Genomic DNA, 19,667 nt, shown 5'->3' on the forward strand with positions numbered 1-19,667 from the left:
GGCAAAGCGCGATGTCAAACGCGCCTCATCGCATCACGCGACGCGTTGATACGCGCTTGAAACACCAGCGCTTTCCGCCTGTCTCTTCCGTGACTTGCCCGCGGTCCGCGCCGGATGTACCCGGGCTCAGCGCGGTTTCAGCCGCCGAGGTAGGCTGCTCGGATCTCCTCGTTCGCCGCGAGATCCTTCGAGTCGCCGCTCATGGCGATCTGCCCTGTACGGAGCACGTAGGCTCGGGTGGAGTACTTGAGGGCGAGTCGGGTGTTCTGCTCAACGAGGAGTACGGTCGTCCCTGACGCCGCGATCGTGGCGATCGACTCGAAGATGTCGGCGACGAGCCGCGGGGCGATGCCGAGCGAGGGCTCGTCGAGGAGCAGCATGGCGGGGCGCGCCATCATGGCGCGGCCGATCGCGAGCATCTGCTGCTCGCCGCCGGAGAGGGTGCCGCCCTGCTGGTGCATGCGCTCGCCGAGGCGGGGGAAGAGCTTCACCACGTCGTCGAGGGTCTCGGCCATGGTGGGGCCGTGCTTGTGGCACCACGCGCCGAGCTCGAGGTTCTCGCGGACGGTCAGGTTCGAGAAGATCGCGCGCCCCTCCGGGACGAGCGAGACGCCGGACGCGACGAGCTCCTCGGCCGTCACGGACGCGAGATCCCTGCCGTCGTAGCGGATGCGGCCGGCGGCGATCGGCAGGAGGCGGACGACCGTCTTCAGCGTGGTCGTCTTGCCGGCGCCGTTGGCGCCGATCATCGCGACGATCTCGCCGCGCCGCACCTCGAGGCTGACGCCCTTCAGCGCCTTGATGCCGCCGTAGCTGACCGCGAGATCCTCGACGACGAGCAGGGGCTCGCCGGGGGCCACCGAGGGGGGCTGCCGCGTCGGGTGCGTCGTCTTCATGCGGGCTCCTGCGCCGCCGCGGAGGCCGCGGGGCGGGCCTCGGCCGCCTCGCCTTCGACCTCCTCGCCGAGGTAGGCGGCGAGGACCTTCGGGTCCTTGCGCACGGCCTCCGGGGCGCCGTGCGAGATGGTCTCGCCGTGATCGAGGACGTGGATCTCCTCGCACACCCCCATCACCACCTGCATGTTGTGCTCGACCAGCACGACCGTGATCTCGAACGTGTCGCGCAGCCAGCGGATCTGCTGCTTGAGCCCCTCGGCCTCGCCGTAGTTCATGCCCGCCGCCGGCTCGTCGAGCAGCAAGAGCTTCGGCTTGAGCATCATCGCCCGGGCGATCTCGAGGCGGCGCTGGTTGCCGTACGAGAGCGACGTCGAGATCTCGTCCGCCATGTCCTCGAGCTTGAACACGGAGAGCAGCGAGAGCGCGCGCTCGGTCATCTCCTGCTCGTCCTTGTAGAAGAACGGCGAGCGGAGCAGGGCGGAGGCGAGCGTCGAGCGGCGCAGGTTCTCGCAGGCGACGAGCACGTTCTCGAGCACCGTGAGCTGGCCGAAGAGGCGGATGTTCTGGAACGTGCGGGCGACGCCGAGCCGGGCGATCTGGCTCGGCTTGAGCGGCGCGAGGTCGGTGCCGCCGAAGTGGATCGAGCCCTCGTCGTGCTTGTAGACGCCGGTGATCAGGTTGAACACCGTCGTCTTGCCGGCGCCGTTCGGGCCGATGAGCCCGAAGATCGAGCGCTCGGGCACGGAGAAGGAGACGTCGCCGACGGCCCGCAGGCCGCCGAACCGCTTCGTGACATGCTTCAGATCGAGGTTCACTCGAACTCCCTCCCGGTCGGCTTGACCTCGCGCTCGAGGGCGGTGCCGGGCCGCTCCTCCGCAGGGGGCGCGCCGCCAGCGCGCTCGGCGGCGGCCTCGGCGCCCGTCGTGGCGGGCACGGGCTCGGCCGGGCCCACGGGGGGGCGCTTCTTGCGCGCCCAGCGCCGGTCGAAGAGCTCGCGCTCGCCGAAGAGCCCCTCGGGGCGGAGGATCATCAGCCCGATGAGGATGGCGGCGTAGAGCACCATCCGGAGCGCGTTCAGGTCGAGCGCGGGGTAGGCGGCCTTCAGCGCGAGCACGCTGTCGAGGCCCTGGAGCTGCTCGATGAGCTTCACCGTGAAGGTCACGAGCACGCCGCCCACGATCGACCCGGTGACGCTGCCCGAGCCGCCGAGGATCACCATCGTGATGGCGTCGAACGAGTAGTTGAACGTGAACTGGTCGGGCTGGACCGTGGGGTTGCCGTCGCGCATCGAGGAGAGCAGCGCGCCGGCGACGCCGCCGCCGGCGGCGGCGATGACGAAGGACGTGACCTTGTAGCGGGTGGGGTCGACGCCCACCGCGGCGGAGGCGATCTCGTCCTCGCGGAGCGCGCGCAGGGCGCGGCCCCAGCCGGAGAACTTGAGCCGCCACGCGATGACGGTCGCGACCACGACGGCGCCGAAGATCCAGAACGGTCCGGCGTACTGCGGGATGCCGGTGTCGTCGGGGCCGGCGTAGCCGATCGGGCCGCCGAGCGCGCCGAGCAGCCTGCCGACCGTCCCCTGGTCGGCGACGCCGGTGGTCGCCGTGGCGATCGTGAGGCGGAAGATCTCGGCGAACCCGAGGGTCACGATGGCGAGGTAGTCGCCGCGCAATCGGAGGCTCGGCAGGCCGACGATGAGGCCGAAGAGCGCCGCGACGAGCCCGGACGCGAGCAGCGCGGCGGGCATCACGAGGAACGAGTTGCCGAACAGCGGATCGCCGCCGCCGAGCTGCTGGTGCAGGTTGCCGGCGACGATCGCGCCGGTGTACGCGCCGATGCCGACGAAGCCGGCGTGGCCGATCGAGAACTGGCCCGCCATGCCGTTGATGACGTTGAGCGAGAGCGCCGCGATGACGTTGACCATCGCGAACAGGGCGAGCTGCCGCCATGCGGCGTCCGGCAAGAGGGTCTCGAAGCCGAACTCCAAGGCGACGACGACGCCGAGGAGCCCGAGCGCCTGGAGGACGCGCTGCAACGGTCGAGGCATGGCCGGGCCACAGTTGATTGGGCCGAGCCGTACCGTCAAGCGGTAGCTTTATTTGATGACGCGCAAATAGGGGGGCAGCTCGCGCTTTGGCTTGCCCGATCCGGGGCGCTGCCTGGGATCCGCCTCACCGGAGCTCCCGGATTCGTCGTCTTCGCCTTCCTCCGCGGCGGGCCGCACCGGCGCGAGGGCCGGGGCGGGCACCGGCGCGAGCGGCCTCACGGGCGCGCCGGCGTCGCGCGCCGGAGCCTCGCCGGCGCTGCGGCGCTCGCCGGTCTCCACCGGCTCCACCTCGGGGCGGCGCCCGCGGTCGCGCGCCTCGCCCGACGCCTCGGCGCTGCGCTCGTCGTCGCTGGGGGTCGCGACGGCGGCGAGCCGGGGGCGCGGGCGCTTGCCGGGCTTCTGCGGCGGGCCCGCCTGGGGCCGCTGCTGCTTCTGCGCGGCGAGATCGGCCGGGATGTCCTCGGGCCACACCATGCCGCGCTGGTCCTCGCTCACGAGCGCCCAGATCGCGTGCCACGGCAGGCGGCACAGGAACGGCGCGCGGTTGAACGAGAGCGTGCAGCTGATCCCCTCGTCGTCGACCTTGAGGTCGGGGATGGGGATCGCCATGTTCATCCCGACCTGCAGGATGAGCTGCGGCTGCCCCGTGAACCACTTGGGAACGAAGACACCGGGCCGGCGCGGGTCGAGGTGGATGAACACGCTCGGCTCTCGCTCGAGGAGGGCCAGCGCGACGTCCTTTTTCGGCGGAAGCGGTCTCTGCACGTCGGACATCGTACTGCTCTGCCCAATACCCCGGACCGCGCGGCTCCGCCAGCGCTTCGGGCCCTGGAGAGCCGGGCGGCGCGCCGCGAGCGGGCCGCGGCGCGCCAGCCGCCAGGCGACTCCAGCAGGTCTGTAGAAAGATCGCTGTACGCGCGCGCCCCGCGCTCCCGGCGCCGAGGTGCGCGGGCAGGACGGCCGGCGGCGCGCGCGCGCCGCGGCGGCGGGGGGTCAGGTCACGCCGCGGAGCGCCGGCTCAGCTCGATGGGGACCTCCGAGAGGGTGACGCGGTGCTTGCCGCCGCTCGTGAGGGGGATGTCATCGACGAGCTGGACGCAGACCTCGGCGCGCTCGCCCAGGTGCTGCCGGACGGTGCGCTCGATGAGCCGCGCGGTCTCGGGCTGGAAGCCCTCGCCGGGCACGAGCCTCACCGTGATCGCGCGGCGCCGGTCCTGGTGGACCTGGTAGCGGGCGATCGTGGGATGGTCCTTGATGAGGTGGGGGAAGAACTCGCCCGCGAGCAGCTCGCCGTCGGGGCCGACGAGCAGGTCGAGGACGCGCCCCTCCACCGAGGCGAGCATCGGCAGGCCGCGGCCGCACCCGCACGCCGCGCCGGCGGCGATCGCGACGTCCTGGTTCTTGTAGCGGATGAGCGGCATCGATCGGCAGACGAGGTCCGTCACGACGACCTCCCCCGCCTCGCCCGGGAGCGCGTGCCGCCCGTCGCGGAGCAGCTCGACGTACACGCCCTCCATGTTGATGTGCTTGCCGGCGTGCCGCTCGCACTCGGCGGCGATGAGCATGAGCTCGCGGCACCCGTACCGGTCGAACACCGGGGCGCCGAAGGCGCGCTCGATCGCCTCGCGCTGGTGCGCGAAGAGCCGCTCCGCGCTGGTGACGACCCCGCGCGGCGCGGGGAGCGCGCGCCCCTCCGCGAGCGCGTAGCGCGCCGCCTGGTAGAGGGCGCCCGCGTACCCGACGATGAGCTGGGGACGGTACCGCGCGATCTCGTCGAGCAGCGCGGCGAGCCGCCGCTCCGACATATCGAAGGCGGAGATCATCTTCTTGCGGAGGATGGCCTCGTGCAGGGAGCGCTTCGCCTTCTTCGCGAGGGTCTCGGGGAGCAGCTGGGTGCTCCACAGGTGGAGCTCCCTGTCGCCGAGCCGGGCGCCCGCCCACCGGTCGGACCGCATGGCCGCCGCGATGCGGCGCTCGTACGTGCGGTGGTCGAACCGGAACTGCACCGGCTCTCCCGTGGAGCCCCCCGTGCCGCTCGCGTAGAGCCGCCCGACGAAGCCCTCGGCGAGGAGATCGCGCCCGTGGGCGCGGAGATCGGCCCGCGTGAGGACCGGGATCCGCAGGAGGTCCTCCGGCGATTTCACCGAGGCGACGCGCACGCCGTGCTCCGCGAACCGGGCCCTGTAGAAGGGGACGTTCTGCTCGGCGAAATGGAGCGCCGCGAGCATCCGCCGGAAGCCGAGATCGCGGATCTCTGCTTCCGAGCGCCACTGGGAGCGCTCGAGCTCCTCCAGGGCTCTGAGGGTGTCCCTGCCCCTCAACCGGGTCTCGTAGAGCGGAAACAGGATGTTTCGAAACAGCCCACCGTACATGGCGGAGAGCGTCGCTTCGAATCATCGGCAGTCAAGCGCGCGAGGGCGGTTCTCCTGCGATTCCCCATCATCGTGGTGCGGAGTTCGACCGAAGCGGCGCGCGCCGACGACTTCCGTCCTGCCGGAGATCATGAGCGCTCGGATCCCTCGCTGCACAGGCATGCTTCCATCGCGACCCGGGTGTCGCGATCCGGACATCCAGTCCGACCGGCGCGGGCGGCGCCTGGAAGAGCGCGTCAACCGGCGCCCTGGGCCGCGGGCGAGCTCGACCCCAGGATGGCGACGGTGGCGCCGACGAGGATGATCGCGGCGCCGGCGACCTCGGTGGCCGTCGGGACGGCGTCGAGCCACAGGGCGCCGATGACGATCCCGCCCAGCGTCTCGCCGGGGGACACGAGCGCGACGATCGCCGGGGACATGCGCCGCGCCGCGGCCTGCACCGCGGTGTGGCCGACCAGCGTGGGGACGAGCGCGAGCGCGACGATGACGACGGCGGCGTGGGCGGGCGGCGGGGAGACGCCCTCGAGCGCGCCGGGCGCGGCGGGGAGCGCCGCCGCGAGGAAGACGGCGGCGCTCGCGTAGACGAGCGCGGCGTAGCTCCGCGCCGGCAAGGCGTCCCGGAGGGCGCGGGCGAAGGAGACGTAGAGGCCGTACAGGAGGGTGGCGCCGACGACCATGAGGTCGCCCGAGAGCCGGTGATCGCCGGAGCCGGCCGCGCGCGCGACCAGGGCGGCGCCGGCGGTGGCGAGGAGCACGCCGGCCTGCTCGGAGCGCGTGGGGCGGACGCGGAAGAACACCCACGCGCAGAGCACGACGGCGAGCGGCTCGAGCGAGATGAGCGAGAGCGCCGCGGCGAGGGAGGTGCGGTCGAGCCCCCAGAGGAAGAGCGCGAAGTGGACGGCGAGCAGGAGGCCCGCGGCCAGGACGGCGGCGCGCTGGCGCAGCGAGAGGGCGGCGGCCGAGCGGGCGATCCCGCGCAGGTCGACGAGCGAGAGCGCCGCGGCGGCGAGGGCGACCCTGCCAAAGGCGATGAAGAGCGGATGGACCGGGCGCGCGTACCGGGCGAGAGGGCCGCTCGTGGCGAAGGCGAGGCTGGCCAGGACGACGAAGAGCGCCGCGCCCCGGGCCGTGACGCGCTGCTTGGCCGCCATGCGGTGGTGCTAGGTCATGCGACGGGGAAAGACAATCCAGCGGCGGCGGTGACGCCCTGCCGGCGCGGTCAACGGGGCGGGGGCGGCGGCGGCGCGATGGTGAGGAGGTTGAGGCCGCCCGGGTACTGATAGCTCGTGTAGGAGCCGTAGCCGATCACCTGGACGCCGACGGGCGCCGAGGCGATCAGCACGTGCGCGCCGCCGTTGCCCGGGCCGAGCTTGACGCGCGCGACGCCGAAGCCCGAGCCGTTGCCGATCGGGGTCGGCGCGGCGTCGACGGCGGCGCCGTCGAGCGTGACCGAGGCGTCCATCGGCTGGATGATGTCGACGTAGCTCTCGTCGTAGTCGCTCGGCGCGAGGAAGACGTACTTGGTGCGGTATTGCTCGACGGCCGTGGGGTGGCTCTGCGACGGGTCGCCCTTCTCGTTGGCCTGGCCGGTGGAGCTCTCGACGGCCTCGGCGCCCAGCATGAACGAGCTGACCGCGAACTCGTGATCTCCCACGACCTCGAAGTCCCTCCGCACCATGCTGAGGTCGACGACCTGGCCGGCGTTGATCCTGGTCGGCGCGCCGTCCGGCCGGCCGGACGGATAGGTGAGCGCCGTGCCGTCGACATTGCCGTAAAGACGCACGATGTGCCCGACGACCTTGCCGCCCGGCGACGTCGGGACCGTGACGAAGTAACGCTTGCCCAGCGTCTCGGCGGGGAACACGGACTCCTCGATGTGGTCGCACGCGTCGCGGCCGATCGGCGACTGCACGCACGGCATGCCCGTCAGCACCTGGACGGGGTTCGTGGCGGTGACGAGGCTGCCGCTGAGGTCCGCGGCCGGGTCGCCGAGGACCTCGACGACGTCGCCCTCGTCGAGCTCGACCGTGAAGCGCCCGCCGCCGCGCGTCGCGGGGATGCCGCCCCCGGCGACCACCGCGCCGTCCTGGGCCACGCTCACCGTGACGCTGGTGCCGTCCTTGGTGCCGGTGATGACCATGTATCCGCCCATCGAGACCTGGGACCAGCCCTGCTGGCCGGTGATGCGGTAATTGCCTGTCATCGCCGTGCTCGGCAGGAGCAGCGAGGCGTCGTTGGTGAACGAGAAGCAGCCAGCGGTGCTGCCATTGCACACCTCGTTGCCCGGGCAGGAGGCCCAGTCCTTGCCGGCGGGGCCCCCCGCGCCCTTGTACTCGAGCGCGTTGAACTGATAGACGGTCACCGGCCTGGTCGAGACGAGGTGGTACGCGCCGCCGTCCACGCGGACCGACCGGTCGATCGACCGGCCGGAGGCGCACGCATTCGCGTCGGGTCCCTTCAGCTCGGGGACCCAGGGGAGATAGATCTTGGAGAGGCTGTTGGCCGGGATCTCGGCCTGCGCGACGGCCTCGCCGGCGCGCGTCACCTCGACCTCGGCGACCTCGTCTCCCGCGTTCGCGACGACGACCGCATAGTCGAAGATCGACCAGACGACATTGGCGGTGACCGTGGGCCAGAAGTCGCAGCCGACATAGGACTTGTTCGCGGCGGCCTCCGCGCACGTCTTCGGATCCTCCGCCGGCACCAGGACATCGCCGCCGCCGCCGACCCCGGTGGTGGTGGCGCCGCTGCCGAGATCGTCTGGGCTCCCGCCCGTCGCCGTCGAGCCGCCGTCGCCCGAGCCGCCGGCGGCGCCGGCGCCGCCAGCGCCGCTCGTGCTCCCAGGACCGGAGGATCCCGATCTGGAGGACGCAGGCGCCGATGTACCGCTGGCGGAGCAAGCGACCGCGGAGACGGCGCCCAGCCACAGTCCTAGGCCGAGAAACAGAGAGTGCTTCGAGATCTGCATGGGCCCTCCCGTCGACGGACTTCGAGCACAGGGGCGTGTGCGACAGCCCGGCTCGCTTGGGAAATCAGAGTGGTTTGCTGAAGCAGCTGGTGGGGTGCTTTCGCACTCGAGGACACGCTGGTGTCCATCGATCCCGGCTACGCGCTTTTGTGCCGCGAGGCAAGCATGCCGAACAAATCCGCCCCTGGCGCCATTTCTGTAATCAATGGACAGGCAGGATCGTCGGATTTAATGAATTGATCATTACATCGCAGCGCTGCGCCGGGAGGCGCGGGGAGCGCTAGCCGGCGCCCAGCAGCGGGCCAAGGAACTGCCCGGTGTACGAGGCCGGCACCTTCGCGACGTCCTCCGGCGTCCCCTCGGCGATGACGCGGCCGCCGCCGGCGCCGCCCTCGGGGCCGAGGTCGATCACCCAGTCGGCGCACTTGATGACATCGAGGCTGTGCTCGATGACCACCACGGTGTTGCCCGCCTCGACCAGCCGGTGGAGCACGCCGAGGAGCTTGCGGATGTCCTCGAAATGCAGGCCCGTCGTCGGCTCGTCGAGCACGTAGAGCGTGCGCCCCGTCTGGCTCTTGCCGAGCTCACGGCTCAGCTTCACGCGCTGCGCCTCGCCGCCGCTCATCGTCGGCGCGCTCTGGCCGATCTTCATGTACCCGAGGCCGACCTCGACCAGCGTGTCGAGGACGCGCCGGAGGGCGACGTGGTGCTCGAAGAGCTGCCGGCAGTCCTCGATGCTCGTGTCGAGGATGTCGGCGATGCTCTTGCCCTTGTACCGCACCGCGAGCGTCTGCGCGCTGTACCGCTTGCCGGCGCACACGTCGCAAGGGACGTAGACGTCGGCGAGGAAGTGCATCTCGACCTTCACCATGCCGTCGCCGCTGCACGCCTCGCAGCGCCCGCCCTTCACGTTGAAGCTGAACCGCCCCGGGCCATAGCCGCGCGCGCGCGACTCCGGCAGCTCGGCGAAGATCTCGCGGATCTGGTCGAACGCCTTCGTGTACGTCCCCGGGTTCGAGCGCGGCGTGCGGCCGATCGGCTTCTGGTCGATCGCGATCACCTTGTCGAGCGCCTTGAGCCCCTTGATCGCGCGGTGCGCGCCGACCGGCTCGGTGCTGTTGTGGAGCGCCCGGCCGAGCGCCGGGAGGAGGATGCCGTTCACGAGCGAGCTCTTGCCGGCGCCGCTCACCCCGGTCACCGCGAGCAGCACCCCGAGCGGGAACCGGACATCGATGTTCCGCAGGTTGTGCTCGGCCGCGCCCAGGATCTCCAGCCACCCGCGCGGCGCGCGCCGCGCCGCGGGCACCTCGATGCGCGCGCGCCCGGACAGGTACGCGCCGGTCAGGCTGTCGGGGTGGCGCTCGACCTCCTCGGGCGTCCCCGCGGCCATCACCCGGCCGCCGAGGTGCCCCGCGCCGGGGCCGAAATCCACCACGTAATCGGCGGCCCGGATCGTCTCCTCGTCGTGCTCGACCACGAGCACCGTGTTGCCCAGGTCCCGGAGGCGCCGCAGCGTCTCGATGAGGCGCTGGTTGTCCCGCTGGTGCAGGCCGATGCTCGGCTCGTCGAGCACGTACATCACCCCGGAGAGCTCGCTGCCGAGCTGGCTCGCCAGCCGGATGCGCTGCGCCTCGCCGCCGCTCAGCGTCGGGCCGGAGCGATCGAGCGTCAGGTAATCGAGGCCCACGTTCAGGAGGAAGCTGAGCCGGCTCGTGATCTCCCGCCGCACCCCCTCCGTGATCTTCTGCCGGTTGCCCGGGAGCTCCAGCCGGGAGAAATGATCGAATGCGTCCCGCACCGTCATCGCGGTGACGTCGGCGATCCCCTTGTCGGCGACGCGCACGGCGAGCGACTCCGGGCGCATGCGCCGGGCGCCGCACGCGTCGCACGCGCGCTCGCTCATGAACTTGCGGTAGGCCTCCCGCGCCGACTCGGACGACGACTGCTGGAACCGGCGCATCAGGCTGGGGATCACGCCCTCGAAGCGCATGCCCCAGGTGCCGTGCGTCTCGGTCCCCTCCTTGCCCCACGTCACCGCGATGCGCTTGCCCGAGAGGCCATGGAGCACCATCTCCTGCTTCTTCGCCCCGAGCTTGCGCCAGGGCGCGTCGAGGTCGACCGAGCACGCCTTGGCCACGGCGTCGATGATGCGGAACGTCCAGCCCTCGCCGCGCGCCATGGCCGTCGCCCAGGGGGCGATGGCGCCCTCGCGGATCGACAGCGACGGGTCCGGGATCACGAGGTCGGGGTCGATCTCGAGGCGGGTGCCGAGGCCGTTGCAGGCGCCGCACATGCCGAGCGGGCTGTTGAACGAGAAGCTCTGCGGCGAGAGCTCGGGGAAGCTCTGGCCGCAGCAGGAGCGCGCGGCGCTGAACAGCAGCGGGGCCGCCGGGCGGCGCTTGCGCGCGGCGGCCCCGTCGTCGGCCTGGAGCTCGACCCGGAGCTCGCCGCGGCCCTCCTGGAGCGCGAGCTCGACGCCCTCGGTGATGCGCTGGCGCTCGTCCGCGCGCACGACCAGCCGGTCCACGACGAGCGCGATGGTGTGCTTGAGCTTCTTGTCGAGCCGCGGCGCCTCGTCGAGCCGGTGCTGCGCCCCGTCGATCTCGACCCGCACGAAGCCGCGGCCCCGGAGCTCCTCGAAGAGGTCCTTGAACTCCCCCTTCCGGTGCGTCACGAGCGGCGCGAGCAGCACGAACTTCGTCCCCTCGGGCATCGCGAGGAGCTCGTCGACGATCTGCTCCGAGCTCTGCGCCTTCACCGGCTTGCCGCAGAGATGGCAATGCTGCTCGCCGGCGCGCGCATAGAGCACGCGCAGGTAATCGTAGACCTCCGTGATCGTGCCGACCGTGGAGCGCGGATTGCTCGACGCGCTCTTCTGCTCGATGGCAATCGTCGGCGACAGCCCGCGCAGGTGCTCGACCTGCGGGCGCTCGAGCTGACCGAGGAACTGGCGGGCGTAGGAGCTCAGCGTCTCGACGTATCGCCGCTGCCCCTCGGCGTAGAGCGTGTCGAACGCGAGGCTCGATTTGCCCGAGCCGCTCACCCCCGTGAACACGACGAGCTTGCGCTTCGGCACCTCGAGCCGATCGATGTGGAGGTTGTGCTCGCGCGAGCCGAGCACCTCGATGAAATCAGGCTCGCGCGCCGCCTCGAGGAGCTTGAGCGGCGCCCGGTGCTCCGCCGGATCGAGCGCCGGCGCGGCCGGCTCCGCGCGCCGCGCGCCGCGGAGCTTCCCCGCGCTGGTCGCCGCCGCGCTCCGGGGGGTGGATGTCGTGGAGTTCGTCAACTGCGGCTGTGCCGATCCGTTCGTTCGCGCGCCCATCGGGATTCCCGACCGGCATTAACATGGTGGCGCGCTCTCCGGCAGTTGACGTTTCATGGAAAAGGGGACAAGCCGCGCGCAATGCGCGCACGCACACCGCCCGTGCGATGCGCGGCTCAGCGCCTGGGCTGGCCGTCGGGAGAGGCGCGCCAGCGCACGACAACGCAGGTGACGTTATCGGGGCCGCCGTTCTCGTTGGCGCGCTTGACGAGCCGCGCGGTGATCTCGCCGAGGTCGACGCGCTCTCCCAGGATACTTGCGATATCTTGCGCCGGCACCACGCCGGACAGGCCGTCCGAGCAGAGGAGCATGACGTCGCCGGCCTCGATGGCGTCGATCCGCGTCTCCACCTCGACGGCCTCGTCGGTGCCGAGGGCGCGGGTGATCACGTGCTGGAGCGGGAACGAGCTGGCCTGCTCGGGCAGGAGGTGGCCGAGGCGGATGCACTCGTTGACCAGCGAGTGATCGCGGGTGAGCTGCTCGAGGCGCTGATCGCGGAGGCGGTATACGCGGCTGTCGCCCACGTGCGCGATGGCGACGAAGCCGTCGCGCGCGAGCGCGGCGGCGAACGTGGTGCCCATCCCGCGCTTCTCCCGGTCGCGCCGCGCCGCGGAGAAGATGCGGCCGTTCGCGAGCTGGATGCCCGCGACGAGCAGCGGCAGGCCCTGATCGACGTAGCGGGCCTCGGAGCCGCGGACCGTGGCCGGGCCGACGCTGACGGCGACAGGCCAGGTGGACTCCGGATCGTTGAAGAAGTCGCGCACGGTGTCGATCGCCATCCGCGACGCGACCTCCCCGGCGGCGCGCCCGCCCATGCCGTCGGCCACGAGGAACAGCCCCCGCGACTCGAGGATCGCGAAGCTGTCCTCGTTCGTGTCCCGGACCATGCCGGGGTGGCTGATCCCGGCGGCTTCAAAGACGAGGTGAGGCTGCACGGCGCTTCCCCCCAGCTTGCTCGCGGGCACGCTCTGCCGAACTGCCGGACGACGGGCGCTCATCGTGCGTCATCCGCGCCCTTCCGGCGCCTGGCTCGGCCCGATCGTGCAGTACAGGACGGTCCGTCTGGTCATCGTGCTGCCCGCTCCGGTGGCCTGGTGAGCCTACGCGCCAAGGATCGGTCGCGTCCACCAGATCAGGCCTCGGGCCGCGCCTGGTCGCGGCCGTCCACGCGGAGGTCGGGCGGCCCCTGTGCAGCGCCTGCTGCGCGCGCAGCGCGCGGGGTGCCGCTTCGTTTCCGCCGCTTCCGCCGTCCGCCTGGGCCGTGGCCGCGCAGGGGCCTGCGGCGGGGCCGGTGGGCCGCTGGACCGACCGGAACGCCCCGGCGCGCCGCGGGCCCGTCACGGGACCGCGAGCCGCTCGGCGCCGCCGCCGGAGCAGGCGCTCAGCGCGAAGCCGAAGCGGTCCTCGGTGCCCTCCTGCGTGATGCGCTCGAGGTTGCGGCAGGCGTGGCGGAAGACGCCCTGCATGGCGTAGCGGTCCTTGCTGTCCACGACGACCACGACGCCCGTGGCCGTGACCTCGAGGTGGTAGGTGACGGGGTCGCCCTCGATGGTGTACCGGGTCGTCGTGAACTCGGACGGCTCGCGGTTCCTGTACGCCTGCCAGATGCACTCGCGCGCCGCGCCGTTGTAGCCGTCGCCGCGCCGGACGACCTCGGTGCCGCACTGCTTGAGCGGCGGCGTCGCCGGCCCGCTCTGCACCTTGGGGGGGGAGGAGCAGGCGGCGGCGAGCACGGACAGCGCGAGGGCGGCGAGGCGTCGGCCTGGCGAGCGAGGCATGGGGACTACTTACCTAACGCGATCCGCGAAAAAGGGATTCTTTTTTTCGGGCGGGCTGGCGGCGGGCGCCGGCGTCTCCGGTGTTCCGGGCGTCGCGCGTGCTCCGCGGGGCGGCCTTCTTCCGGGTGGGCTTTTCCGGCGGCGGCTCGAGCGCGGCGGCCAGGGCGCCGAGGTCCTGGAGGCTGGCGACGAGCGCGCGGAGGTAGGGCTCGGAGAGGCGCTCGGCGGCGCAGAGCGCGCGGGCGGCGAGCACCTGGGCGTTGTAGGGGCCGGCGTCCTCGGGGACGTTGTCGGCCGCGCGCGCGACCGCGAGCGTGGCGCGGGCGCTCACGAGCGACTCGTGGAAGAGCGCGGTGGAGAGCGCGTTGCTGAGCGCCTGGGCTTGCCGCTTGACCCGGCGCTCGACGACGTCGCCGTCGCACGGGAGCCGCGCGAGGTCGCGCGCGAGCGGCTCGGGGAGGCGCACGTCGCGCGCCGCGATCTCGCCGCGCAGGCGCGCGAGCGAGGGGACGGCGGTCTTCTGCCGGCCCTGGGCGAGCGCGCGCAGGCGGCGGCGAGCGGCCCGCCCGACGGCGGGGAGGTCGCCGAGGGCGAGGGCGGCGGCGAGCGAGCCGTCGTCGGGGATGCCGGCGTCGGCGAGGGCGCGGAGCTGGGCCTCGGCGTCGGCGCGCGCGCGGTGGAAGGAGGCCTCGAGCGCCGCGAGCCGGTCGGCGGCGCGGGCAGCGAGGCGCGCGCGGGCGCCGCCGTCGAGGGAGCCGGCGCGCTCGAGGAGCGCCTCGATGAGGCGGTAGCTGGCCGGGTCGAAGCGATGGGCGCCAGCTGCCTGGAGGGCGGCGAGGCGGGCGGGGAGCGGGTGGGGGGAGTGGGCGGAGTGGGGGGTAGAAGATGACCCGGGGTGGGGGGCGGTGGACGATCCGGGGTCTACGGTGCGAGGAAGCGACCCGGGTTTTGTAGCGATGGACGACCCGGGATGGGGGGTAGCGGATGACCCGGTTCGGAGGTCCGCGGCCGACCCAGGTTGGGGGTCCGCGGCCGCCGACCCAGGTTGCGGCGGGCGTCCCGACCGTGGTTGAGCGGCCACAACCGACCCAGGTTGGGGGCCCGGGGCCGCCGACCCAGGTTGAGGCGGGCGCCCCGACCCGGGTTGAGCGGCGGCTGCAACCGACCCGGGTTGGGGGTCCACGGCCGCCGACCGAGGTTGCGGCGGGCGCCCCGACCGAGGTTGAGCTGGACGCCGCTGGCGCTCCTCCGGGTCGACAACCAGCGGCGACAAATCCAGCGTCGACGGCATCAGGGCGCGCCCCGCCGCGGGATGGGCGAGATCTCGACGCGGCGGTTCTTCGCTCGGTTCTCGCTCGTATCGTTGGACGCCACCGGGTGCCGCTCGCCGAAGCCGGCCGCGAACAGCGCCTTGTCGGGGACGCCGGCCGCGGCGAGCGCGCGCGTCACCGTGAGCGCGCGCTGCGCCGAGAGCTCCCAGTTGTCGGCATACCCACGGGAAGAGCTCGTGAGCGGGCGGTCGTCCGTGAACCCGCTCACCATGATGAGCTCGTCATGATGCTCGAGGTAGGCCTTGAGCGGGTCCGCCAGGGCGCGCAGCAGCGCCACGCCCTCCGGCTGGAGGTCGGCGGAGTTGAGCTCGAACAGGATGCTGCCGCGGATCCCGATGCGCCCCTCGGTCAGCGTGATCCTCCCCTCGGCGAGCGGTCCGGCCAGGGCGCGCTCGAGCGACTCCAGGCGCGCGCGCTCCGCGGCTCGGGTGGCGCGCTCGACGGCGAGATCGCGGGTCAGGTCGACCTGGAACGAGATGGCCCAGACGAAGAAGAGCACGAAGAGCCCGAAGAGACAGGCCATCAGGTCGCCGAAGACCGGCCAGACCGCCGCCTGCTCGGGCGCGTCGTCCTCGGCGGGCATCAGGGACATCGGCGAGCTCTCACGGCGGGCACCAGGACCATCGATGAGCTCTCCCCGCAGGCCGTGGACCTGACGACCTGCGGGCACGAGGAGCCGGGAGAAGGCGGCAGCGCGGGGCGGCGCATCAGCTCGTCCTGGTCCTCAGCGCCCGCAGCTCGGAGAAGAGCTCGCGCTGGAACTGCAACGAATGGTCGAACACCTCGCGGGTCTGGTCGAGGTAGGCGCCGAGCAGGTCCGCCGCCTCCCCGTGCTCGCGGCGCTCGATCGCGTCCTCGATCGCGCCCAGGCTGTTCAACCAGCGATCGCTGGCGTCGCGGTAACGGTCGACCGCGACGGTGAACATCTCGGCCACCGCCGTCATCTCGGCGCCGCCGGCCCGCACGAGCTCCGAGGCCTCACGCACCACCGCCGCCGTCGCGTCGAGGCTCTCGCCGAGGCCGCGCGCGTGCGCGCTGAGCCGCTCGGCCAGCCCCTCGGCCGCCTCCCGCCGCGCCCCGTCCAGCCGCTCCTCGAACGCCGCGAGCCGCGCCGCCTGCTCCGCCAGCAGCGCCCTCGCCGCCTCCCCCAGCGCCGCCACGCGCGCCTCCGCCCGCGCGTCCCGCTCCGCCGCGCCCTGCGCCACCTGCTCCGCCAGCGCCGCCACCCGCTCCGCCTGCTCCCGCGCGCTCCCGGACACCCCCGCCGTCGCCTCCGACAGCTTCTCCAGCAGCGCGTCCAGCCGCGCGTCCCGCGCCGCGTCCGCCTCTGCCCGCGCCGACAGCCGCTCCGACGCCTCCGCGATCAGCCGCGACGCCGCCTCCGGCGCCGCCTGCGCCGCACGCGCCGCCTCCGTCAGCGGCGCCGCCAGCGCCTCCCCCAGCGCCGTCAGGTGCGCCGCACGCGCCGCGTCCAGCTCCGCCTGCCGCTCCGCCGCCTCGGCCAGCCGCGCCGCCTGCGCACTCTCCAGCCGCTCGATCGCCTCCCCCACCACCGCCGCAAGCCGCTCCGCCTGGCCCTCCAGCCGCACCGCCGACTCGGTCTCGAGCGCCTGCCGCCGCGCGACCGCTTCCCGATCCAGCCGCTCGAGCCGCTTCGCCGCGCCCTCCTCCATCCGCTCCAGCCGCGACGCCACGCCCCCCTCCATCCGCTCCAGCCGCGACGCCACGCCCCCCTCGAGCCGCTCCAGGCTCTCGCCGAGGCCGCGCGCGTGCGCGCTGAGCCGCTCGGCCAGCCCCTCGGCCGCCTCCCGCCGCGCCCCGTCCAGCCGCTCCTCGAACGCCGCGAGCCGCGCCGCCTGCTCTGCCAGCAGCGCCCTCGCCGCCTCCCCAAGCGCCGCCACGCGCGCCTCCGCCCGCGCGTCCCGCTCCGCCGCGCCCTGCGCCACCTGCTCCGCCAGCGCCGCTACCCGCTCCGCCTGCTCCCGCGCGCTCCCGGACATCCCCGCCGTCGCCTCCGACAGCTTCTCCAGCAGCGCGTCCAGCCGCGCGTCCCGCGCCGCGTCCGCCTCTGCCCGCGCCGACAGCCGCTCCGACGCCTCCGCGATCAGCCGCGACGCCGCCTCCGGCGCCGCCTGCGCCGCACGCGCCGCCTCCGTCAGCGGCGCCGCCAGCGCCTCCCCCAGCGCCGTCAGGTGCGCCGCACGCGCCGCGTCCAGCTCCGCCTGCCGCTCCGCCGCCTCGGCCAGCCGCGCCGCCTGCGCACTCTCCAGCCGCTCGATCGCCTCCCCCACCACCGCCGCAAGCCGCTCCGCCTGGCCCTCCAGCCGCGCCGCCGACTCGGTCTCGAGCGCCTGCCGCCGCGCGACAGCCTCCCGATCCAGCCGCTCGAACCGCTTCGCTGCGCCCTCCTCCATCCGCTCCAGCCGCGATGCCACGCCCCCCTCCATCCGCTCCAGCCGCGACGCCACGCCCCCCTCGAGCCGCTCCAGGCTCTCGCCGAGGCCGCGCGCGTGCGCGCTGAGCCGCTCCGCCAGCCCCTCGGCCGCCTCCCGCCGCGCCCCGTCCAGCCGCTCCTCGAACGCCGCGAGCCGCGCCGCCTGCTCTGCCAGCAGCGCCCTCGCCGCCTCCCCAAGCGCCGCCACGCGCGCCTCCGCCCGCGCGTCCCGCTCCGCCGCGCCCTGCGCCACCTGCTCCGCCAGCGCCGCCACCCGCTCCGCCTGCTCCCGCGCGCTCCCGGACATCCCCGCCGTCGCCTCCGACAGCTTCTCCAGCAGCGCGTCCAGCCGCGCGTCCCGCGCCGCGTCCGCCTCCGCACGCGCCGACAGCCGCTCCGACGCCTCCGCGATCAGCCGCGACGCCGCCTCCGGCGCCGCCTGCGCCGCCCGCGCCGCCTCCGTCAGCGGCGCCGCCAGCGCCTCCCCCAGCGCCGTCAGGTGCGCCGCGCGCGCCGCGTCCAGCTCCGCTTGCCGCTCCGCCGCCTCGGCCAGCCGCGCCGCCTGCGCCCGCTCCAGCCGCTCGATCGCCTCCCCCACCACCGCCGCGAGCCGCTCCGCCTGGCCCTCCAGCCGCGCCGCCGACGCGACGTCCGCCTCCCGCCGCGCGCGCGCCTCGTCGTCGAGGCGCCGCTCGACCGCCTGCAGCGCCTCGCCCGCGGTCGCGCCGGCGCGCTCCACCGCCTCCGCTAGGATCGGCCTCACCACGCCGGCCGCCACGTCGGCCGTCTGCCGGAGGCCCGCCGCGATGTCGCCGCGGATCCCGGCCGCGGCCTCCGCGAACGAGGCGGCGGTCTGGCGCGCGCCCTCGACCTGGACGGAGAGGAGCCGCTCCTCGAGGCGCTCGAGGCGGGTCGTGGCCTCACGCAGCGACGCCGCCGCCGCGGGCAGCGCGTCGCCCTGCCGCGCGAGCGCCTCCAGCGCGGCGAGCTGCCGGCCCGCCACCGTGAGCGCCGCGAGCGGACCCGCCGCGTAGGCCTGGAGCGCGGCCGCGGCCCCGGCCTCCGCCCGGCGCACGAGCACGGCGGCGAGCCCGAGCATCGCCGACGCCGCGACACCAGCCGCCGAGGTGCCGAACGCGCGCGACAGGCCCTGCATCGGCGCGGCCAGGCTCTCCCGCAGCGCATCCACATCACCGCTCAGGGTCAGCGCCTCGCGCGCCCCCCGCAGCGTCTCGAACAGGCCGAGGAACGTGCCGAGCAGCCCGAGCGTCACGAGCAGGCCGACGAGGTACGACGCGAACGACGCGCCGGCCATGGGCGACGCCACCCCGGCGATCCGCGCCTCGAGCAGCGGCCGGAGCGGCGCGCTGCTCTGCTCGATCGCCGCCCGCGTCGCCGGCCGCGGCAGCGCGGCGATCTCGCGCCCGAGCCGCGCGGCCCGCCCCGCGCGCACGAACAGCTCGAGCGTGCCGAGCGCGAGCCCCAGCGCGATGAGCTGCACCAGGCGGTACGCGAGCGGATCCGTCCCGCGGTAGACGAGCGCCGCCCGCCCCACGAGCGCGAGGCCGCCCCCCCCGGCGAGGAGCACCAGGAGCCGCGTCGTCCACTGCCGCGCCGTCGCGAGCCGCATCGTCAAGCCCCCCGCGGGCTACGCGGGCTCGCCCGCCGCCGCGGCCCCGTCGACCAGCGCGAGCAGCCGGCCCGCCTCGTGCGCGAGCGCCGCCTGCACCACGAGCTCCATGCGCTGGAGCTCCCGCCCGAGCCACTGTTCCTGCCCGAACCAGCCCGCGATCTCCTCGAGGCCGGCCTCCTCCGGCAGCGCGGCCACCGCCCCGCGGAGGCCGCGCGCGAAGGCGCGCGCGAGGCCGGGGACGAGCTCGGCGAGCGCGCGCTCGCGCCGCTTCTGGGTCGCGGCGGAGATCGCCGCGTCGAGCCGCTCGAGCCGCGCCGCGCCCGGGCCGAGGGCCCGCAGCGACGGCGCGAGCTCCTCGCGCAGCGCGCGCGTCTCGAGCCGGACGCGCCCGAGGGCGCGGCCGGCGAGCTCGCCGAACGGCTCCCAGAGCTGGCCCGCCGCGTACGCGAGCGCGCGCCCGGCGCGCGAGCGCGCGGGCAGCACCCCGGTCTGCTCCAGCGTCGCGAGCACCGCCCCGGCGTCGGGCAGCTTGTTCCGCCGGTGAAACGGCGCGGCGAACACGTGGTCGAGCGCCTCGGCGAGCTCGCCGAGGCGATCGGCGGCGAGCGCCCGGACCTCGGCGCGCGCGCCCTCCGCCGGCGGCGGCGCCGGGGACGGGGCGGCGCGGTCGAGCAGCGAGAGCTCGCGCGCGAGCGAGACGCTCCCGTGCAGGTCCATGAGCCCGGCCAGGACCGCCGCGGGGTCGGAGAGCTCCGCGAGCGGCGCGCGCGGCTCCTCCGCGAGCGCCGAGACGGCGGTCGCGAGGGGGCGCGAGGTCAAAGGCCCGCGCCGCGAGGACCCGGCTCCGGGGTGAAGCATTCGCACAGCGGCGCGTTGTTACCCGTCG

The 19,667-nt window shown here is 74.1% G+C and carries 14 protein-coding genes; all 14 read right to left on the reverse strand.

Translation table 11 applies throughout. The annotated features are described in order from the left end of the window. Nucleotides 1-137: 137 nt before the first annotated feature. Nucleotides 138-896, reverse strand: a complete 759-nt coding sequence (locus tag WME96_RS41655; protein ID WP_061611718.1) for an ABC transporter ATP-binding protein — start codon at nt 894-896, stop codon at nt 138-140. Further along, entirely contained in the window at nt 893-1,711 is an 819-nt protein-coding gene (locus WME96_RS41660; RefSeq protein WP_437287085.1) for an ABC transporter ATP-binding protein, read from the reverse strand. Before WME96_RS41660 ends, WME96_RS41655 begins: the two co-directional genes overlap by 4 nt. After that, complete coding sequence (locus WME96_RS41665; protein ID WP_437287086.1) at nt 1,708-2,943, reverse strand: branched-chain amino acid ABC transporter permease; 1,236 nt, start codon at nt 2,941-2,943, stop codon at nt 1,708-1,710. The genes WME96_RS41660 and WME96_RS41665 overlap by 4 nt, the downstream gene beginning before the upstream one ends. Before the next feature lie 48 nt (nt 2,944-2,991). Next, on the reverse strand, nt 2,992-3,717 hold the full coding sequence (locus WME96_RS41670; protein WP_437287087.1) for a ClpXP protease specificity-enhancing factor SspB: 726 nt from the start codon (nt 3,715-3,717) through the stop codon (nt 2,992-2,994). Between the two features lie 224 nt (nt 3,718-3,941). Then, a complete protein-coding gene (locus tag WME96_RS41675; protein WP_437287088.1) occupies nt 3,942-5,315 on the reverse strand; it encodes a phenylacetate--CoA ligase family protein in 1,374 nt (457 codons plus the stop codon). A 236-nt stretch (nt 5,316-5,551) separates the two neighbouring features. After that, a complete protein-coding gene (locus WME96_RS41680; protein WP_437287089.1) occupies nt 5,552-6,466 on the reverse strand; it encodes a DMT family transporter in 915 nt (304 codons plus the stop codon). A 68-nt stretch (nt 6,467-6,534) separates the two neighbouring features. Then, complete coding sequence (locus tag WME96_RS41685) at nt 6,535-8,283, reverse strand: IgGFc-binding protein (RefSeq protein WP_437287090.1); 1,749 nt, start codon at nt 8,281-8,283, stop codon at nt 6,535-6,537. A 280-nt stretch (nt 8,284-8,563) separates the two neighbouring features. Continuing rightward, entirely contained in the window at nt 8,564-11,605 is a 3,042-nt protein-coding gene (uvrA, locus tag WME96_RS41690) for an excinuclease ABC subunit UvrA (RefSeq protein ID WP_437287091.1), read from the reverse strand. A gap of 116 nt (nt 11,606-11,721) precedes the next feature. Then, nucleotides 11,722-12,540 (reverse strand): Stp1/IreP family PP2C-type Ser/Thr phosphatase, encoded by an 819-nt coding sequence (locus WME96_RS41695; RefSeq protein ID WP_437287092.1) that lies wholly within the window; start codon nt 12,538-12,540, stop codon nt 11,722-11,724. A gap of 402 nt (nt 12,541-12,942) precedes the next feature. Then, nucleotides 12,943-13,383: a hypothetical protein gene (locus WME96_RS41700; RefSeq protein WP_437287093.1), complete on the reverse strand. Its 441-nt coding sequence runs from the start codon at nt 13,381-13,383 to the stop codon at nt 12,943-12,945. A gap of 13 nt (nt 13,384-13,396) precedes the next feature. Further along, nucleotides 13,397-14,674: a DUF2894 domain-containing protein gene (locus WME96_RS41705; RefSeq protein ID WP_437287094.1), complete on the reverse strand. Its 1,278-nt coding sequence runs from the start codon at nt 14,672-14,674 to the stop codon at nt 13,397-13,399. After that, nucleotides 14,674-15,306, reverse strand: coding sequence for an OmpA family protein (locus tag WME96_RS41710; protein WP_437287095.1), 633 nt, complete (start codon nt 15,304-15,306; stop codon nt 14,674-14,676). Before WME96_RS41710 ends, WME96_RS41705 begins: the two co-directional genes overlap by 1 nt. A gap of 115 nt (nt 15,307-15,421) precedes the next feature. Next, nucleotides 15,422-18,778, reverse strand: coding sequence for a hypothetical protein (locus WME96_RS41715; protein WP_437287096.1), 3,357 nt, complete (start codon nt 18,776-18,778; stop codon nt 15,422-15,424). Between the two features lie 18 nt (nt 18,779-18,796). Continuing rightward, the gene (locus WME96_RS41720; protein WP_437287097.1) at nt 18,797-19,600 is read right to left on the reverse strand and encodes a hypothetical protein; all 804 of its coding nucleotides are present in this window, start codon (nt 19,598-19,600) and stop codon (nt 18,797-18,799) included. Nucleotides 19,601-19,667 lie beyond the last annotated feature (67 nt).

The organism is Sorangium sp. So ce406 (assembly GCF_051474675.1).
Lineage (GTDB): Bacteria > Myxococcota_A > Polyangia > Polyangiales > Polyangiaceae > Sorangium > Sorangium cellulosum_G.

Bases quoted from the DNA above. Each gene is read 5' to 3' on its own strand.
- WME96_RS41655 (WP_061611718.1), bottom strand. From the start codon at position 896: ATGAAGACGACGCACCCGACGCGGCAGCCCCCCTCGGTGGCCCCCGGC.
- WME96_RS41670 (WP_437287087.1), bottom strand. From the start codon at position 3,717: ATGTCCGACGTGCAGAGACCGCTTCCGCCGAAAAAGGACGTCGCGCTG.
- WME96_RS41715 (WP_437287096.1), bottom strand. From the start codon at position 18,778: ATGCGGCTCGCGACGGCGCGGCAGTGGACGACGCGGCTCCTGGTGCTC.
- WME96_RS41685 (WP_437287090.1), bottom strand. From the start codon at position 8,283: ATGCAGATCTCGAAGCACTCTCTGTTTCTCGGCCTAGGACTGTGGCTG.
- WME96_RS41705 (WP_437287094.1), bottom strand. From the start codon at position 14,674: ATGCCGTCGACGCTGGATTTGTCGCCGCTGGTTGTCGACCCGGAGGAG.
- WME96_RS41710 (WP_437287095.1), bottom strand. From the start codon at position 15,306: ATGTCCCTGATGCCCGCCGAGGACGACGCGCCCGAGCAGGCGGCGGTC.
- WME96_RS41675 (WP_437287088.1), bottom strand. From the start codon at position 5,315: ATGTACGGTGGGCTGTTTCGAAACATCCTGTTTCCGCTCTACGAGACC.
- WME96_RS41680 (WP_437287089.1), bottom strand. From the start codon at position 6,466: ATGGCGGCCAAGCAGCGCGTCACGGCCCGGGGCGCGGCGCTCTTCGTC.
- WME96_RS41665 (WP_437287086.1), bottom strand. From the start codon at position 2,943: ATGCCTCGACCGTTGCAGCGCGTCCTCCAGGCGCTCGGGCTCCTCGGC.
- uvrA (WP_437287091.1), bottom strand. From the start codon at position 11,605: ATGGGCGCGCGAACGAACGGATCGGCACAGCCGCAGTTGACGAACTCC.
- WME96_RS41700 (WP_437287093.1), bottom strand. From the start codon at position 13,383: ATGCCTCGCTCGCCAGGCCGACGCCTCGCCGCCCTCGCGCTGTCCGTG.